Source organism: Nocardiopsis sp. iso_237 (genome assembly GCF_056173345.1).
Window position 1 is genome coordinate 5,998,452 of sequence record NZ_CM149669.1, and the last position, 14,584, is coordinate 6,013,035.

13 protein-coding genes are annotated in these 14,584 nt (G+C 71.3%); 3 read left to right on the top strand and 10 right to left on the bottom strand.

Annotated elements, in window-relative coordinates:
- Position 1: 1 nt before the first annotated feature.
- Complete coding sequence (locus AC0VYM_RS26995; RefSeq protein WP_475456766.1) at positions 2 to 2,479, bottom strand: serine/threonine-protein kinase; 2,478 nt, start codon at positions 2,477 to 2,479, stop codon at positions 2 to 4.
- On the bottom strand, positions 2,480 to 3,733 hold the full coding sequence (locus AC0VYM_RS27000; RefSeq protein ID WP_475456768.1) for a hypothetical protein: 1,254 nt from the start codon (positions 3,731 to 3,733) through the stop codon (positions 2,480 to 2,482). It abuts the gene before it with no gap.
- 209 nt (positions 3,734 to 3,942) lie between these two features.
- Between AC0VYM_RS27000 and AC0VYM_RS27005 the strand changes: the two genes are divergently transcribed.
- Positions 3,943 to 4,140, top strand: coding sequence for a helix-hairpin-helix domain-containing protein (locus AC0VYM_RS27005; RefSeq protein ID WP_378739030.1), 198 nt, complete (start codon positions 3,943 to 3,945; stop codon positions 4,138 to 4,140).
- Here AC0VYM_RS27005 and AC0VYM_RS27010 read toward each other — a convergent pair.
- Together AC0VYM_RS27010 and AC0VYM_RS27015 are read right to left on the bottom strand one after the other, a co-directional pair.
- Positions 4,137 to 4,682 carry an AAA family ATPase gene (locus AC0VYM_RS27010; protein WP_475456771.1) on the bottom strand — a complete coding sequence of 182 codons (546 nt, stop codon included), beginning with the start codon at positions 4,680 to 4,682 and terminating at the stop codon, positions 4,137 to 4,139. The two genes, AC0VYM_RS27005 and AC0VYM_RS27010, sit on opposite strands and share 4 nt — an antisense overlap.
- Before the next feature lie 128 nt (positions 4,683 to 4,810).
- Positions 4,811 to 5,968, bottom strand: coding sequence for a macrolide family glycosyltransferase (locus AC0VYM_RS27015; protein ID WP_475463263.1), 1,158 nt, complete (start codon positions 5,966 to 5,968; stop codon positions 4,811 to 4,813).
- 213 nt (positions 5,969 to 6,181) lie between these two features.
- Here AC0VYM_RS27015 and AC0VYM_RS27020 point away from each other — a divergent pair, with 213 nt between their 5' ends.
- On the top strand, positions 6,182 to 6,496 hold the full coding sequence (locus AC0VYM_RS27020; RefSeq protein WP_475456773.1) for a putative quinol monooxygenase: 315 nt from the start codon (positions 6,182 to 6,184) through the stop codon (positions 6,494 to 6,496).
- Between the two features lie 16 nt (positions 6,497 to 6,512).
- Here AC0VYM_RS27020 and AC0VYM_RS27025 read toward each other — a convergent pair whose 3' ends face one another.
- The 4 genes from AC0VYM_RS27025 to AC0VYM_RS27040 form a co-directional block, all read right to left on the bottom strand.
- A complete protein-coding gene (locus AC0VYM_RS27025; RefSeq protein ID WP_475456775.1) occupies positions 6,513 to 7,358 on the bottom strand; it encodes an HdeD family acid-resistance protein in 846 nt (281 codons plus the stop codon).
- Positions 7,359 to 7,581: 223 nt separating this feature from the next.
- A complete protein-coding gene (locus tag AC0VYM_RS27030; RefSeq protein ID WP_475456777.1) occupies positions 7,582 to 8,868 on the bottom strand; it encodes a citrate synthase in 1,287 nt (428 codons plus the stop codon).
- Positions 8,869 to 9,648: 780 nt separating this feature from the next.
- The gene (locus tag AC0VYM_RS27035; protein ID WP_475456779.1) at positions 9,649 to 11,274 is read right to left on the bottom strand and encodes a peptide chain release factor 3; all 1,626 of its coding nucleotides are present in this window, start codon (positions 11,272 to 11,274) and stop codon (positions 9,649 to 9,651) included.
- 88 nt (positions 11,275 to 11,362) lie between these two features.
- On the bottom strand, positions 11,363 to 12,070 hold the full coding sequence (locus AC0VYM_RS27040; protein WP_475456781.1) for a TetR/AcrR family transcriptional regulator: 708 nt from the start codon (positions 12,068 to 12,070) through the stop codon (positions 11,363 to 11,365).
- 116 nt (positions 12,071 to 12,186) lie between these two features.
- Here AC0VYM_RS27040 and AC0VYM_RS27045 point away from each other — a divergent pair, with 116 nt between their 5' ends.
- Positions 12,187 to 13,341 (top strand): acyl-CoA dehydrogenase family protein, encoded by a 1,155-nt coding sequence (locus AC0VYM_RS27045; RefSeq protein ID WP_475456783.1) that lies wholly within the window; start codon positions 12,187 to 12,189, stop codon positions 13,339 to 13,341.
- A 57-nt stretch (positions 13,342 to 13,398) separates the two neighbouring features.
- Here AC0VYM_RS27045 and AC0VYM_RS27050 read toward each other — a convergent pair whose 3' ends face one another.
- The gene (locus AC0VYM_RS27050) at positions 13,399 to 14,214 is read right to left on the bottom strand and encodes an NAD(P)H-binding protein (protein ID WP_475456785.1); all 816 of its coding nucleotides are present in this window, start codon (positions 14,212 to 14,214) and stop codon (positions 13,399 to 13,401) included.
- A 105-nt stretch (positions 14,215 to 14,319) separates the two neighbouring features.
- The gene (locus tag AC0VYM_RS27055) at positions 14,320 to 14,562 is read right to left on the bottom strand and encodes a hypothetical protein (RefSeq protein ID WP_475456787.1); all 243 of its coding nucleotides are present in this window, start codon (positions 14,560 to 14,562) and stop codon (positions 14,320 to 14,322) included.
- Positions 14,563 to 14,584 lie beyond the last annotated feature (22 nt).

Sequence of the window (14,584 nt, forward strand, 5' to 3'; positions counted from 1 at the left end):
CTCACAGCAGTGTCACGGGGCGGAGGGAGTTCGCCCTGTCGATCAGCTCGTGGCGTTCCGCCTGGTGGCTGGAGCGTTGGGCCAGGGCCCGGTACCGCCGCTCCAGGTTGGCGCGGACGCCCTCCTCGGTGAAGTCACCGCCGAGGAGCGGTTGGTCCCCCGGGCCCGCGCCGCCCGCGCGGATCCAGCCCAGGGCCGCCTCCAGGACGCGGGCGGCGAGCCGGTCGGCGGACTCGCTGTCCAACCCGATCCGGTCGAGCCGTTCCCCCGCGCGCACGTGGTCGGTGCCGTCGGTGGCCCCCGTGGCGAGCGTGGCGATGAGCGCGGTCTGCGCGTGCACGTACAGGCTGGACAGTTCGGGCACGGCGTCCAGGACCCGGATGGCGGCGGCCCGGTCGCCCTGGGCCAGCCTGACCCTGGCCAGGCCGAAGGCGGCGCTCACGTACGAGTGGTCGGTGGACCACACCGTGGAGTACTGGCGGGCGGCGGTCTCCAGGTCCCCGGTCCGCTCGCATGCCAGCGCCAGGCCGAGCTTGGGCGCCACCTCCCCGGGGAGGTGGTCGTAGAGCTCGTCGAAGTGGCCCCTGGCTCCCTCGAAACCGCCCATGCTCAGCTCGGTGACGGCGAGGTACCACATGGTCCGCCAGTCGCCGGGGGCCGCCGTGCTGAACTGCTGGAGCGTGTCCAGGGCCTCGTTGTGCCAGCCGACCGTGATCAGGGCCCGGACCAGCCTCAGCAGTGTCTCGGGGCTCGGGGCTCGGGCGGCCCGCAGGGTCGGGATGAGTTCGGCCGGGGACATGCCCTCGAGGCTGCCCAGGAGCTGGGCGGCCGGGTCGGCCTGGTCGATGAGCGGGGCGGGCAGCAGCCTGGCGGACTCGCCGGGCGGCGGCGGGCTCAGCATGCGGTCGGCGTCGTGCCTCCCCACGCCCGAGACGAGGGTGAAGCTCTCGCCGCCGAAGAGCACCGAGGCCGCCGGGTGCGGGGCGCCCTCGACGTCGGACAGGACCTCGCGGAGCACACCGGTGAGCTGTTCGGCCATGTCCCCGGCGTCGTGGAAGCGTGCCTCCGGGTCGATGCCGGTGGCCCGGCGCAGGAAGCGGTCGTAGGACTCGTACCGCTGGAGCAGGGGCACCTCGTGCCGGGCCGGGATGCTGTGCGGGTACTGGCGCATGAAGCTGAAGTGGAAGCTGAGCACCGCCAGGGCCCGGCCGACCGAGTAGAGGTCGGCGCTCACCGTGGGGCCCGGTCCGCGCAGCTCGTCCTCGGGCACCCGGTAGCCGGGGGTCGTGTAGACGGGGCTGAGCGTGTCGTCCATGCGCCGGACGCCGCCGAGGTCGATGAGCTTGATCAGCTCCTCGCTCTGGATGACGTTGTCCGGCTTGAAGTCGCAGTAGAGCAGGCCCCTGGAGTGCAGGTAGCCGAGGGCCCGCAGACACTCCAGGCCGTAGGCGATCACCTGCCCCAGGGGGAGGACCTCGTCGGCGGATCCGTTCTCCCGGCGTTCGACGAGCAGCTGCCGCAGGGACTTGCCGCCCACGTACTCCATGACGATGTGGCCGCCGGGGATGCCGGTGCGCGGGTCCGGATGCTGCGAGAAGTTGATGATCTTGACGATGTTGGGGTGCTCGACCTCGGAGAGGAACGCGCGCTCCGCCGCGGCCGCCTTGTGTGCCTCGGCGTCACCGGCGTTGAGCAGGCCCTTGAGGACCACCCAGCGGTTGTTGACGTTGAGGTCCCGGGCCAGGTAGATCCAGCCGAGGCCGCCGTGGGCCAGACAGCCGACCACCCGGTACTGGCCGCCCACCACGTCACCCGCGACCAGCTTGGGAGTGAAGGAGAAGTGGGTGCCGCACTGGCGGCAGAACCCCTCGGTGCGGCCCGGCTGCTCGCCGCGCGACCGGCCGACCCTCTCGGAGCAGTTGCCGCAGAACCGGTTCTTCTCCGACACGACCGGGTTGGTCATGATCGCTTCGGAGGGGTCGTGCGCCGGGACCAGGGGGACCCGGATCAGACCGGCGCCGAGCATGCCGCGCCGGGCACCACGGCCGGAGCCGTCGCCCTCGGCGGCGGACGTTCCGAGGGTTCCCGAGCCGGACGGGCCGGACCGGCCGGACAGGCGGATGTCACCCGAGCCGATCGGGTGGGAGTGCACGGTGTCGCTGCCGGAGCCCCGTGAGGAACCTCCCGAGGAGGAGGCCCCGGACGTGGGTCCGGAGGTGGGACCGGACGACGCGCGGGAGCCACCCGAGCGCCGCCGCGGGCCGGGCGCGCGGTGGGGCGCCCCGAAGGAAGGTTGGGTCCGCTCGTCCCGGGGGTCCGGGGTCCGGACGGCGGGGCCCCGCGCGACGCCCACCGGCTGGCGGGGCGCCGACGGGTCGGGCGAGGAGGACGCACGTACGTCCACGGGAGCCAGGCCGCACACCACGCAGAAGCCGTCCTCGATCCGGCCCTCGCAGTCGGGGGAAGTGCACATGGTCATCTAGGTCACACCACCATCAGTCTCGGCGTCAGACGCTCCGACGCCGGGTGTGGTTCTGTCCTCCGGGGTCTCGTCTCCCGAGAGTTCGCCGAGCGACCTCTGGTAGGCGTTGAGTGCCCTGGTGGCCTCCCTCAGGTCACAGGGGGCCTTCCACAGTTCCCCGTGCGCGCGTCCGTGGAGTCCGGTGAGCCGTTCGTGCTCGGCCAGGCCGAGGCGGACCGCGCGGGCCCGGTAGGAGTCCAGGCGGCCCCGGAGCTCGGCCCGGCGCGCGAAGAGCTCCGACAGGTTCGCCTCGCACCCGTGGGCGGCGTCGCTGGCCTCGTGCACGGCGTGCTGGACCCGGCCCAGGCGGGCGCCGAGTTCCCGCCAGTCGCTCCGGGAGCGCAGGACGTCCATCTCCATGAGGGCGGCGCGCAGCCCCGGGACCGGGTCGGGGACGTCGGCGGCCACGGGCTCGGAGATCTTCGCGACGACCCTCGCGCGCAGTTCACGGGCGTGCCGCAGGACCTGTTCGACGTCGTCGATGGCCGAGACCAGGTGGGCGACGCTCTGGGTGTAGGAGTCGCGCATCCTCAGCGCGTCGCGGAGCTCGCCCCGGGTACGGACCAGGAGTCCCCTCAGGTGGCCCAGCGACGAGGTGTCCACGCGGGTGCCGACGACGAGGGAGAGCGGGTCGCGGCGGACGGTCTCCCCCACCCGGAAGAGCTGTTCGCGCAGCTCCTCGTGCTCGTCCTCGTCCAGCTCCACCTGGTCGGAGAGGGTGCAGACCTCCTGCCACATGTTCTCCAGCTCCGCGAGACGGGGGTGCAGGACGTCCCAGGCGGTCTCCACCGCGGAGATGACCTCCGTGGCGGCCTCGTAGTCGGCCGACATCCGCGCGACGGCGTCGGCCGTGGTGATGCGTTCGGTGTCGGGGTCGAGCAGGCCGCGTTCGGCCAGGGACCGCGGCTCCAGCGACAGGGTGACGGATTCGCCCCTGAGCAGGAAGGCGAGCTCGTTCTGGGGGTCCTCGCCGCCGAGCTCACGGACGTGGTTCGCGCGGTCCAGCACGAGCGCGAAGGCGTCGTGGACCGTCCACAGCCGGTGGAGGCGGACGTCGGCGCGCTCCCACCGCTCGCGGGTCCCGCCCACCAGGTCGGCGTCCCTGAGCAGCCGGTATCCCACGTGCTGCTCCAGGTCCGCGAGGCGGAGCCTGATGCGGTCCGCCTCGCCCCGCACGCCGTTGAGAGCGTGGTCGAGCACCTCCCAGCTCATCGGCGTCGCACCCGGCTCCGCGTCCCACCCCACCCGACGAATCACCTCCAGCGGACCGTGAGCCGCTCCGTCATCTCCTTTGGTCTAGACAAGAGTGTGGCCGCGCCCTTCCGGAACCACAAGGGACTCAGGGTTTTACGGCCACGAGCGGCCACAAACGCAACACACATGTCATCTCAGGCATCCCATGCGATGGGTACGACAACGGCATGGACAGAACAGAGGAAGAGTTCCCCGGTATCGGCGCCCCGGCCCGCAGGGCCCTGAACCGGGCCGGGTACACGCGTCTCGAACAGCTGGACGGCGTGAGCGAGACCGACCTGCTGCGACTGCACGGCATGGGCCCCACCGGGACCGACATCCTGAGCGATCTCCTGAACGCCCGGGGCATGTCCCTGGAGCCCTAGTGGTCCGGCGCGGCCAGGTGGTCCAGGAGGAAGCGGGCCCGGTCGACGACGGGGACGCGGGGCAGGGTGACCAGTTCGTACCCGCAGTCCGGGTAGGCGGCGCACATCGCCTCGAAGGTCCGTTCGGCCTCCTCGTGGGACTGGTGGCGCTCGGCGTCGCCGGTGAAGATCTCCGGCCAGGGCGGCGCGACGAACACCGTGCGCCGGTAGCGGAACCTGCGGGCGGCCTCCCACAGGTGGTCGGGGACCGGCAGCCCGCGCAGACGGTGGTAGCCGACCAGGTCGGGCACGCCCCGGTCGCACAGGACCAGCCCGTCGAGTCCGACGGCCTCGCGGTGCGAACGCATCTCCCAGGCCAGCATGAGCTCGGCGAAGAGGGCGTCGTCCCGCCAGGCCAGGCCGGGGCCGTCGATCTCCCGTTGGTCGCGGATGATCGCGCGGCCCGCCTCGACCGTGCGCCGGTGGCCGAGCCCGGCCAGGTGGTCGATCAGCGTCGTCTTGCCCGAACCCGGGCCGCCGGTGACGACGACGAGGTGGTCCATGGTGGTTCCTCCTGGTGAGCGCGGCCGGTGAGGAGCGGCCGCGAGGCGGACGGAGTGGAACGACACGGCGGTGCGCCGGGCCCGAGGGGGCGCGGCGCACCGCCGTGACGGAGGGGGTGGGGCCGGGGCTACGCCGTGACCCCGGCCTCGGCCTCCACGAGGTCGGCCGCGTACGAGGTACCACCCTCCCGGAGGCGGGCGCTGATCGCGGCCAGACGCGCGGCCACCTCCGGGTCCGAGGTCAGCTCCAGCAGGGCGGTGCGCAGCGCCTCGGCGGTGGCGTCGGCGGCGTCGATCCGGCGGGCCACACCGGCCGCCTGGAGGCGGTCGGCGTTGTCGAAGCCGTCGGTCGCCTGGGGCACCGCGATCATCGGCGTGGCCGTGTACAGGCCCTCGCTGGAGCCGCCCATCCCCGCGTGGGTGACGAAGGCGTCCGCCTGGCGGAGGACGTCCAGCTGCGGCACCCAGGGGTGCACCTCGACGTTGGCGGGGACCTCCCCCAGCTCCTCGGCCTCCACGAACCGGCCGACCTGGAGCACCACGTGCCACCCGGGCAGATCACCGAAGGCCCGGAGGCATTCACGGTAGAAGGCGGGCAGCCGGGTCAGAGCCGATCCCATGGACACCAGCAGCACCCGCTCGGCCCCCTCCGGCCGCCGCCAGGTGCCCTGGTCCTCACGCGCCCCCAGGCACGGTCCCACGAAGGTGACCGTGTCCGGGACGGTGTCGGCGAAGGGCTGCATCTCGCGCGGGATCAGGGCCAGGGCCCGGTCCGGGGCCCCGGCGAAGGTCGCGTGGTCCAGCCCCGTGACGCCGTTCTCGGCCAGCCAGGCGTCGAACTTCGCGAAGTGCTCGGCCGCTCCGGGCAGGCCGCGCAGCCACGCCATGACGGTGTCCCCGTGGTCGGCCCAGGCCACGTAGGTCGGGGAGAGCTGGACGGAGGGAACACCCCATTCGAGGCCCAGGACCCGTGCGGCGTACCCGCCGATGTCGTACAGGAACAGGTCCGGCCGGTCGTGGTCGTAGGCGTCCCGCAGGACCGGCAGCGCGTTGATCGCGTCGTCGAGGAAGGTGTCCATCCCCTCGACGGGATCCTCGGACCACTCCTCGTCCCCGGTGGGCAGCGTGGTGGTGAAGCGGACGAGTTCGGCGCCGGTCGAGGCGATCAGCTCGCCGACGCGGTCCACGGGGTCGTTGGCGTAGGTGACGCGGTGGCCCCGGGCGACCAGCTCCCGGATGATCTCCAGGCTGGGCAGGACGTGGCTCACGGCGGGGACGCCGACCATGGCGATGTGAAGGCGGCGGGTCAAGGTACTTCTCCAGGGGTCGTCTACGGGTAGGCCTGAGGGGCGCCGGTCCCCTCGGGGGGCGGCGCGGAGCGTCGGGGACGCCCGGTCCTAGCCGTAGATCTGCTGGAAGTACATGCGGCCTAGGCTAGGGCAGCCCTCCCCCGGGCGTCCAGCGCCTTTTCGAGGCGCCCCCAGCAGGAAGGGCCCCACGTGTCCCCGTCCCCCGTCGCACTGGTCATCTCGGTCCGGGCCCTGCCCGGCCGCCGCGAGGACTTCCTCGCCGGAATCTCCCGCAACGCCGCGCACGCCCTGCGGGACGAGCCCGGATGCCTGCGTTTCGACGTGGTCGGCTCCCCCGACGACCCGGACGCCTTCTGGGTGTACGAGGTGTTCGCGGACGAGGCGGCGCTGGCGGAGCACCGGCGGAGCCCGCACTTCCTGGCATGGCAGAAGGAGAAGGCCGCGCTGGTCGTCCCTGGTAGCCAGGTCGACCGGCGCGGCCCCCTCCTCGTCAGCGGCGGCTGAGCCGCTCCTGTCCCTCCTACGGGGTCCCGGGGTCGTTCCGGCCGTCCTTCGGGGCCCGGTGGCGTCCCGTGCGGGGCGCGGCCGTCTCGTCGTCCCCGGGCTCCTGCCCGGTGTCACGTCCCTCGCCCCGGTAGCCGTCGGTGTAGCCGCCCGCGTACCCCTCGTCGAACGCGCTCACCGGGCGGTCGGCGTCACCGGTGGCCTCCGCTCCGGGCCGCTCGGCGGCCTCCGTCCCGTCCTCGGCGTCGTCGGCGTCGTCGAGGCCGGCGTCCGCGACGGTGTCCTGCTCACCGGTGGTCACCGCGCCGTCCGAGGCACCGCGCAGCTGGAAGCCCGCGACCGCCATGACCACACCGAACACGATGGCGTAGACACCGACGACCAGCATGATCGCCTCGGCGCCCGCCAGCGGCCAGAACCACATCAGCAGGCCGAAGATCACCGAGAGGGCGCCGACGAAGATCAGCAGCCACTCGGAGCTGATGCGGGCGCGCAGCCGCACGGCGGTGACGATCTCCGCGACACCGGTGACGATCGCCCACGCACCGATCAGGAAGACGATGGCGATGACCGCGGCCATCGGCCAGGTGAGGGCGAGCAGACCCAGGACGATGCTCAGACCGGCCTGGACGCCCAGCGGCATCCGGCTCCCCGGGGCGGCGCGGTAGGCGGTGAACGCGAGCGCGACCCCGTCCACCAGAGCGAAGACACCGAAAATGATCGCCAGGGCGAGCAGGCTCGCGCCCGGCCAGACGAGGGCCACCAGACCGAAGACCACCGCGAGCACACCGCGTACGACCAGGACCCACCAGTGCCGGCTCAGCTCTCCGAGTATGTCGCCTGTCAACGCGTACCGGACCATGACCAGGCCCCCTTCCTCGTGTGGGTCCCGCGCGATGCGGGGTCACCCTCTGCAACTTCCCTCAACGTCGCATACGGATGACAGAAAGTACGCAAAATACACGGAAAGGGAAGTTCTTCACCTGGCACGAGGTGGTGCGGAGTACGCGCCGAGTCAGCCCGGACGCACGAACGCCCGCCCTCGTCGGTGACGTGGGCGGGCGGTCGGGGCACTGCGGCGGGGGCTACCCCTGGCCGGGGTAGCGGCGCTCGGCGGAGCCGACGTAGTGCTGACGCGGGCGGGCGATCCGGAAGGCCGGGTCGGTCAGCTGCTCGCGGTAGTGGGCGACCCAGCCGGGCAGGCGGCCGATGGCGAACAGCACGGTGAACATGTTGCTCGGGAAGCCCATGGTGCGGTAGATGACGCCGGTGTAGAAGTCGACGTTCGGGTAGAGCTTGCGCTCCGTGAAGTACGAGTCCTGGAGCGCGGCGGCCTCGAGCTTGAGGGCCAGCGCGAAGAGCTCGTCGGGGTTGTCGTGGCGGTCGAGGATCTGGCTGGCCAGAACCTTGATCTCCTTGCTGCGCGGGTCGAAGTTCTTGTAGACCCGGTGGCCGAAGCCCATGAGACGCATCTCGCGGGCCTTGACCTTCTCCAGGAAGTCCTCGATCGAGATGCCCGAGTCGCGGATCTCCTCCAGCATCTCCAGGACGGCCTGGTTGGCGCCGCCGTGGGAGGGGCCGGACAGGGCGTTGACGCCCGAGGCGACGCTGGCGTAGATGTCGGCCTTGGAGGAACCGACCACGCGCACGGTGGCGGTGGAGCAGTTCAGCTCGTGGTCGGCGTGCAGCACCAGCAGCATGCCGACGGCCTTGTTGAACAGCTCGCCGAGCTCACCGGTGGGAGCCTTGTCGCCGAAGGTCATCCGGATGAAGTTGTCGACGTAGTCGAGCGAGGAGTCCGGCTCGATCGGCGTCTCACCGATGGAGTTGCGGTAGATGCGGGCCGCGATCGTCGGCAGCTTGGCCATCAGCCGGATCGTGGCGAGCTCGACCTGGTCCTCGTCGTCCGGGTCCACGCTGTCGTCGTAGTACGCGGCGAGGGTGTTCACGGCGCTCGCGATCAGCGACATGGGGTGCCCGTTGCGGGGCATCGCGTCGATGAAGGCGCCCATCTCGGCCGGGATGTCGGCGTTGTCGCGCAGCTTCTCGGAGAACTCCTTGAGCTGGCCGGGCTCCGGCAGCTCGCCGTAGATCACCAGGTAGGCGGTCTCAAGGAAGGTGCTGTGCACCGCGAGGTCCTCGATCGGGTACCCGCGATAACGCAGGATGCCCGCGGCCCCATCGATGTAGGTGATCTTCGAGCTACACGAAGCGGTGTTGCCGAACCCCGGGTCCAGGGTCGTCATACCGGTCGACCCCAGCAGGGTCTTCAGCTCGATGGTGCTCTCACCCTCGGTACCGGTGAAAACCGGCAGCTTCAGCACGCCGCCCTCGTAGTGGAGCTCCACCGTGCGCTCTTTGTCATCGCTCATGCCCGAGGTCAACCTTTCCAGGCGGGGGATACGTGAGGTGCGTCAGACGCGAGGCGATCCGCCGCCGCGACTTGTTCACTCGTTATTGTTCTGTTTTGTTAAACGACGGTTAAGCAAAATCATATAAGTTTCACCGATTCACGAACAGGTGACATGCAACACATACCCAGACGTGATCAGAATTACCACGGAGTGAAGATTTACAGACTTTGCCGAACGTCGATAACGCCGTGATCGCCCTGAGACTTCACGGACGCCGGCGGGGTTCTCCCGCCACCCGTCCCTGGTCTCCTGAACCGGTCCCCTGGGCGCACCGAACCCCACGCGGGACGCACGTGGGCCCGTCCTTCGGCCCGCACTTCACAGATGCGGACAGACCTGAACAGAACTCGGTGCGGCCAGGTGTTCGAACACGCCCTAGCGGCCTGCTATCAGAGTACCTTCGCCCTGATCACAAGGGCTGAGGCGGGGCACCCCCGACTCGGTGATCTTGGCCTCTGCCGCCCCGGTCCGGGTGCGGCGGCGACTCGGCGGGCGCCGTCCCCCGGCGCTCCGGGGACCTCGGTATGTGCCCCGCGCACGAGAGTTCACACTCTTCCCCGACGTGGTATTCGTCCCTCTCGTCACGTCCGGGCCGAGGGGCCCGAACGGGGCACCGCGAATGGCGCACCGAACGTGACCGAAGTCGACAACGGGTGACCGGCATTCACCGCCGGTAAACAATGACTTCGCGCAATGCCGGAGAATCCGACCCCCGCGTTGACAGCGGGTGACGGGGCGTTACTCGCCCTCGTCGACACCACCGGCGAGCAACGCCTGCATGAACAGCGACGGGTGGTCCCGCTCGATCACGCGCAGCCGCCACTTGTTGTGGACCAGCACCAGCAGTTCACCGTCCGAGCGGCGGCGCAGGACCTCGGCCCCGGACAGGGAGTGCAGGGTCGGCGCGGACTCCTCGTCGGTGCGCCGCGCCACCGAGTACTCCAGCGGGGAGGCCTCGATCGGGCTGCGGAACTCCTGCTCCATCCGGTGCCTGACGACGTCGAACTGGAGCGGGCCGACCGCCGCCAGCACCGGGGCCTGCTCGCCTCGCACGTCGGAGGTGAGCACCTGCACCACGCCCTCGGCGTCGAGCTGGGCGATACCGCGCTGGAACTGCTTGTACTTGCCCGCGTCCACCGCGCGCGCCACCACGAAGTGCTCGGGAGCGAAGCTGGGGATCGGCGGGAAGGCGACCTTCGGGCCGTCGAAGAGGGTGTCCCCCACCGCCAGCGCGTGCGCGTTGACCAGGGCGATCACGTCACCCGGGTAGGCCGTGTCGATGGTGGAGCGGTCCGAGCCGAAGACGGCCTGGGTGTACTTGGTGGCGAAGGGGCGGCCGGTGGGCGCGTGCGTGAGCACCATCCCCCGGTCGAACCGGCCCGAGCTGACCCGCACGAACGCCATCCGGTCCCGGTGGTTCTTGTCCATGTTGGCCTGCATCTTGAAGACCTGGCCGGAGAAGGGCTGCTCCACCCTGCGCGGCCGGTCCTTGTCGTCGACCTTGGCCGACGGCGCGGGGGCCAGGCCCACGACCGTGTCCAGCAGCTGGCCCACCCCGAAGTTGGACAGCGCGGCGCCGAACAGCACCGGGGAGGACTCGCCCGCCATGAAGGACTCGTGGTCGAAGTCGGCGCCCAGCGCCTCCAGGAGCTCGATCTCCTCCTGGGCCTGCTCCCAGGCGTCCAGCTCGACCTCGGCGGCGCGGTCGGCGTCCAGGACCTCCTCGATCGCCTTCTGGGCGCCGCCGGGGGTCCGGGTCATCTTGGTGTACGTGCCGCTGGTGCGGTCGACCAGGCCGCGGAAGTCGCCCGCGATGCCGACCGGCCAGTTCAGCGGGGTCGGGCGCAGGCCGATGCGCTGCTCGATCTCGTCGAGGAGCTCCAGCGGCTCGCGGCCCGGGCGGTCCCACTTGTTGACGAACGTGATGACCGGCATCCTGCGGGCGCGGCACACGTCGAAGAGCTTGAGGGTCTGCGGCTCCAGGCCCTTGGCCGAGTCCAGCAGCATGATCGCGCAGTCGACCGCCGAGAGCACCCGGTAGGTGTCCTCGGAGAAGTCGGCGTGGCCGGGGGTGTCCAGCAGGTTGAGGACGCGGTCGTCGTAGTCGATGCGCAGCGCGGCCGAGGTGATGGAGATCCCCCGGTCCTGCTCCATGTCCATCCAGTCCGAGGTGACGCCCTTGCGGTCGCCCTTGCCGTGCACCGCGCCGGCGGAGGAGATGGCCGCGGCGTGCAGCGCCAGCGCCTCGGTGAGCGTCGACTTACCGGCGTCGGGGTGCGAGATGACCGCGAAGGTCCGCCGCCGCTCCGCCTCATGGGCGACCTCGGACTCCTGCTTGGTCGCTCCCGCCGTGTCCACGCTCATCTGCGCTGTCCGCCCCGCCTCGTTCGCTGCCCTGCTTTCGGCCCCGTCCAGCCTACGCGCGCGCGGACGTGGCTGGGACCCGATCGGGCTAGCGGTCCCGCTCGACCGCCTCGGAGACCCGTCGCAGCAGGTCGGAGGTGTCCGCTCCGCGCGGGTAGACCGCCACGAGGACCCGTTCCCCTCGGGCGTCGGCAGCCCGGCCACGCGCGCCGCCGGGGCCGCCGAGCAGGGGCGCGGCGAGGTCGGTGACCCTGGTCATCGCCGCGTCGAAGCGGTCCCACACCCGTCCGTCGTCCGGCTCGCGCAGCCAGCCGCGCAGCACGTGGTTGTGGGCGGCGATGACGGCGGCGGCGACCATCTCGACCTCCAGGGACGGGCGGTCCTCCCCGGCGCTGTGGGCCAGGTAGCGGCTGAACGCGGCCTGGTAGCGCGCGGTCATCGCCACCTCCCGGTCCCGCAGCCGGGGGTGGGCGCGGACCAGCCGGTACCGGGGGACGGTGATCTCGGGGTCGCGGACGTAGCCCTGGAAGACCAGGCGCGCGGCGGCGGCCACCGTGTCCGCGGGGGGCTCGGGGGAGGCGTCCATGTAGCGCACGACCGTCTCGAAGAGCTCGTCGTGCTCGGCGAAGAGGAGGTCCTCCTTGGAGCCGAACCTGCGGAAGAGGCTGCGTCGGCTCACGCCCGTGGCGGCGGCGATGCCGTCCATGGTGGTGCCGTCGAAGCCCTCGTCGGTGAACAGTCGCACGGCCGCCAGCACGGCCTCGCGGGTCGACACACGTGTCGTCGCCACGCCCACCTCCCCTTCCCGGCGCCAAGGTATCCGACCCCGTCTGTGTACTTCGTCCCGATCATCTCCTACCCTGGCACCGAATGCCATATTCAGGCACGCGGTGCCAGACCGAGGAGAGCGTGATGGGCGACTTCGACCTGTTCAAGACCAACGAGGAGCACGAGGAACTGCGGGCGGCGGTCCGCTCCGTGGCCGAGGACAAGATCGCCCCGCACGCCGCCGAGGTGGACGAGCGGTCCGCCTTCCCGCAGGACGCCCTGGACGCCCTGGTCGCCACCGACTTCCACGCCGCGCACATCTCCGAGGACTACGAGGGCGTGGGCGCCGACGCGCTCGCCACCTGCGTCATCATCGAGGAGGTCGCCCGCGTGTGCGCCTCCTCCTCCCTCATCCCGGCGGTGAACAAGCTCGGCACCATGCCGCTGATCCTCGGCGCCTCCGAGGAGGTCAAGCAGCGCTACCTGCCGCCGGTCGCGCGCGGCGAGGCGATGTTCTCCTACGGCCTGTCCGAGCGCGAGGCCGGTTCCGACACGGCCTCCATGCGCAGCCTGGCCACCCCCAAGGGCGACGACTGGGTCCTGAACGGCCAGAAGTCCTGGATCACCAACGCCGGTGTCAGCGAGTACTACACCGTCCTGGCCGTCACCGACCCCGAGGGCAGGCGCGGCCGCAACATCTCCGCGTTCGTGGTCCACGCCGACGACGCCGGGTTCACCCTGGGCGAGCCCGAGCGCAAGCTCGGCATCAAGGGCTCCCCCACCCGCGAGCTGTTCTTCGACGACGTCCACCTCCCCGGTGACCGCATGGTCGGCGCGCCGGGCGAGGGCCTGAAGATCGCCCTGCGCACCCTGGACCACACCCGCGTCACCATCGGCGCGCAGGCCGTCGGCATCGCCCAGGGCGCCCTGGACCACGCCGTGGCCTACGTGAAGGAGCGCAAGCAGTTCGGGAAGTCGATCGCCGACTTCCAGGGCATCCAGTTCATGCTCGCGGACATGGCCATGAAGCTGGAGACCGCCCGGCAGATGGTCTACGTGGCCGCCGCCAAGTCCGAGCGCGGGGACGACGACCTCGCCTTCTACGGCGCCGCCGCCAAGTGCTTCGCCTCCGACGCCGCCATGGAGATCACCACCGACGCCGTGCAGCTGCTGGGCGGCGCCGGCTACGTGAAGGACTTCCCGCTGGAGCGGATGATGCGCGACGCCAAGATCACCCAGATCTACGAGGGCACCAACCAGATCCAGCGCATGGTGATGGCCCGCCAGCTCCTCAAGTAGGCCGCCGCCCCGCCCGGACGCCCGTCTCCCGCACCGGGGAGGCGGGCGTCCGGCGCGTCAGTGCACGGACTCGCGTACGAACTTGGCCACGGGGACGGGGTCGCGGCCCAGGGCGCGGCGGACGTCCTCGGTGACCACGGCGGCCCGGCCGTTGGCGACGGCCCGGAACCGCTCGTTGAGGGTGTCCACGTACCGGTCCGACCAGCCCATGTTGGTGGCCCGGAAGTAGAACCCGGCCTCGTCGACCTTCTTGTACCGCCACACGGGGCTCTCCGTCCCCTTGGTCATCCGCACGAAGTCGCGGAAGGAGACGGGGGCGGGGCCGGTGAGCGTGTACTCGCGCCCGTGCAGGGAGTCGTCGGTGAGGGCCGCGACGACGGTGTGGGCGACGTCGCGCGCGTCCACGAAGCTGACCTCCGCGCGCTTGCGCAGCGGAAGCTCCAGCCGCCCGTTGCGCGAGCGCGCCAGCCGGGCGAAGAGGCCCTCGGTGAAGTCCTGGTCCAGCCAGTTGGGGCGGACCACCGTCCAGTGGTCGAACAGCTCGCGGACCCGGCGCTCCAACACGCGCTGTTCGGAGTCGGGCGGCCCGTCCTCGGTCCCCATCGCGGTGGTCAGCACCGCCGTCCGGACCCCCGCCCCGGCCGCCCTCTCCAGGAAGGCCCCGGCCCGGTCGGCCAGCCCGCTGGCCATGGGAACCGTCACGAAGAGGCTCTCCACCCCCTTCAGCGCCGGTTCCCAGCTGGTGGTGTCGGTCCAGTCCAGCCGCACCTCACCGTCCCTGGAGGCACCGGCGGCGGGCAGGCCGCGTCTGCGCAGTTCGGTCAGGACACGTCGACCCACCTGTCCGGTGGCGCCGGTGACCAGTGTGCTCATCGGGTGATCCCCCAGGTTCACGCGCGGGTGCTCCGCCTGCTGACGGTACCCACTCCCGGGGGCGGAACGAGCGCGAAACGGTGGAACCACCCGGACACCGGCCCCTCAGCCGCGCCTCCGGGAGGCGGTCAGCGACTCCACGGCGACGACGAGGACGATCCCGCAGGCGGCCAGCCCCAGGTTGGCGAGCAGGGCGTTCTCCTGGAGCGCCGCGACGTTCCGGACCACCAGGCGGTTGAAGGAGTTGAGCACGATCCCGAGGATCGGCTGGGTCCAGAGGTGGTCGACGGCCCCACTGACCCCCATGAGGGTGAGGAGGGCGCCCAGGCCCTGGAGTGCGGTGCGCATGGCACGACCCTAGGCAGCGGCT

What these genes read in the sequence shown, in the direction of transcription:
- AC0VYM_RS26995 (WP_475456766.1), bottom strand. Translation starts at nt 2,479, where the DNA reads ATGACCATGTGCACTTCCCCCGACTGCGAGGGCCGGATCGAGGACGGC.
- AC0VYM_RS27000 (WP_475456768.1), bottom strand. Translation starts at nt 3,733, where the DNA reads ATGAGCTGGGAGGTGCTCGACCACGCTCTCAACGGCGTGCGGGGCGAG.
- AC0VYM_RS27005 (WP_378739030.1), top strand. Translation starts at nt 3,943, where the DNA reads ATGGACAGAACAGAGGAAGAGTTCCCCGGTATCGGCGCCCCGGCCCGC.
- AC0VYM_RS27010 (WP_475456771.1), bottom strand. Translation starts at nt 4,682, where the DNA reads ATGGACCACCTCGTCGTCGTCACCGGCGGCCCGGGTTCGGGCAAGACG.
- AC0VYM_RS27015 (WP_475463263.1), bottom strand. Translation starts at nt 5,968, where the DNA reads ATGGTCGGCGTCCCCGCCGTGAGCCACGTCCTGCCCAGCCTGGAGATC.
- AC0VYM_RS27025 (WP_475456775.1), bottom strand. Translation starts at nt 7,358, where the DNA reads ATGGTCCGGTACGCGTTGACAGGCGACATACTCGGAGAGCTGAGCCGG.
- AC0VYM_RS27030 (WP_475456777.1), bottom strand. Translation starts at nt 8,868, where the DNA reads ATGAGCGATGACAAAGAGCGCACGGTGGAGCTCCACTACGAGGGCGGC.
- AC0VYM_RS27035 (WP_475456779.1), bottom strand. Translation starts at nt 11,274, where the DNA reads ATGAGCGTGGACACGGCGGGAGCGACCAAGCAGGAGTCCGAGGTCGCC.
- AC0VYM_RS27045 (WP_475456783.1), top strand. Translation starts at nt 12,187, where the DNA reads ATGGGCGACTTCGACCTGTTCAAGACCAACGAGGAGCACGAGGAACTG.
- AC0VYM_RS27050 (WP_475456785.1), bottom strand. Translation starts at nt 14,214, where the DNA reads ATGAGCACACTGGTCACCGGCGCCACCGGACAGGTGGGTCGACGTGTC.
- AC0VYM_RS27055 (WP_475456787.1), bottom strand. Translation starts at nt 14,562, where the DNA reads ATGCGCACCGCACTCCAGGGCCTGGGCGCCCTCCTCACCCTCATGGGG.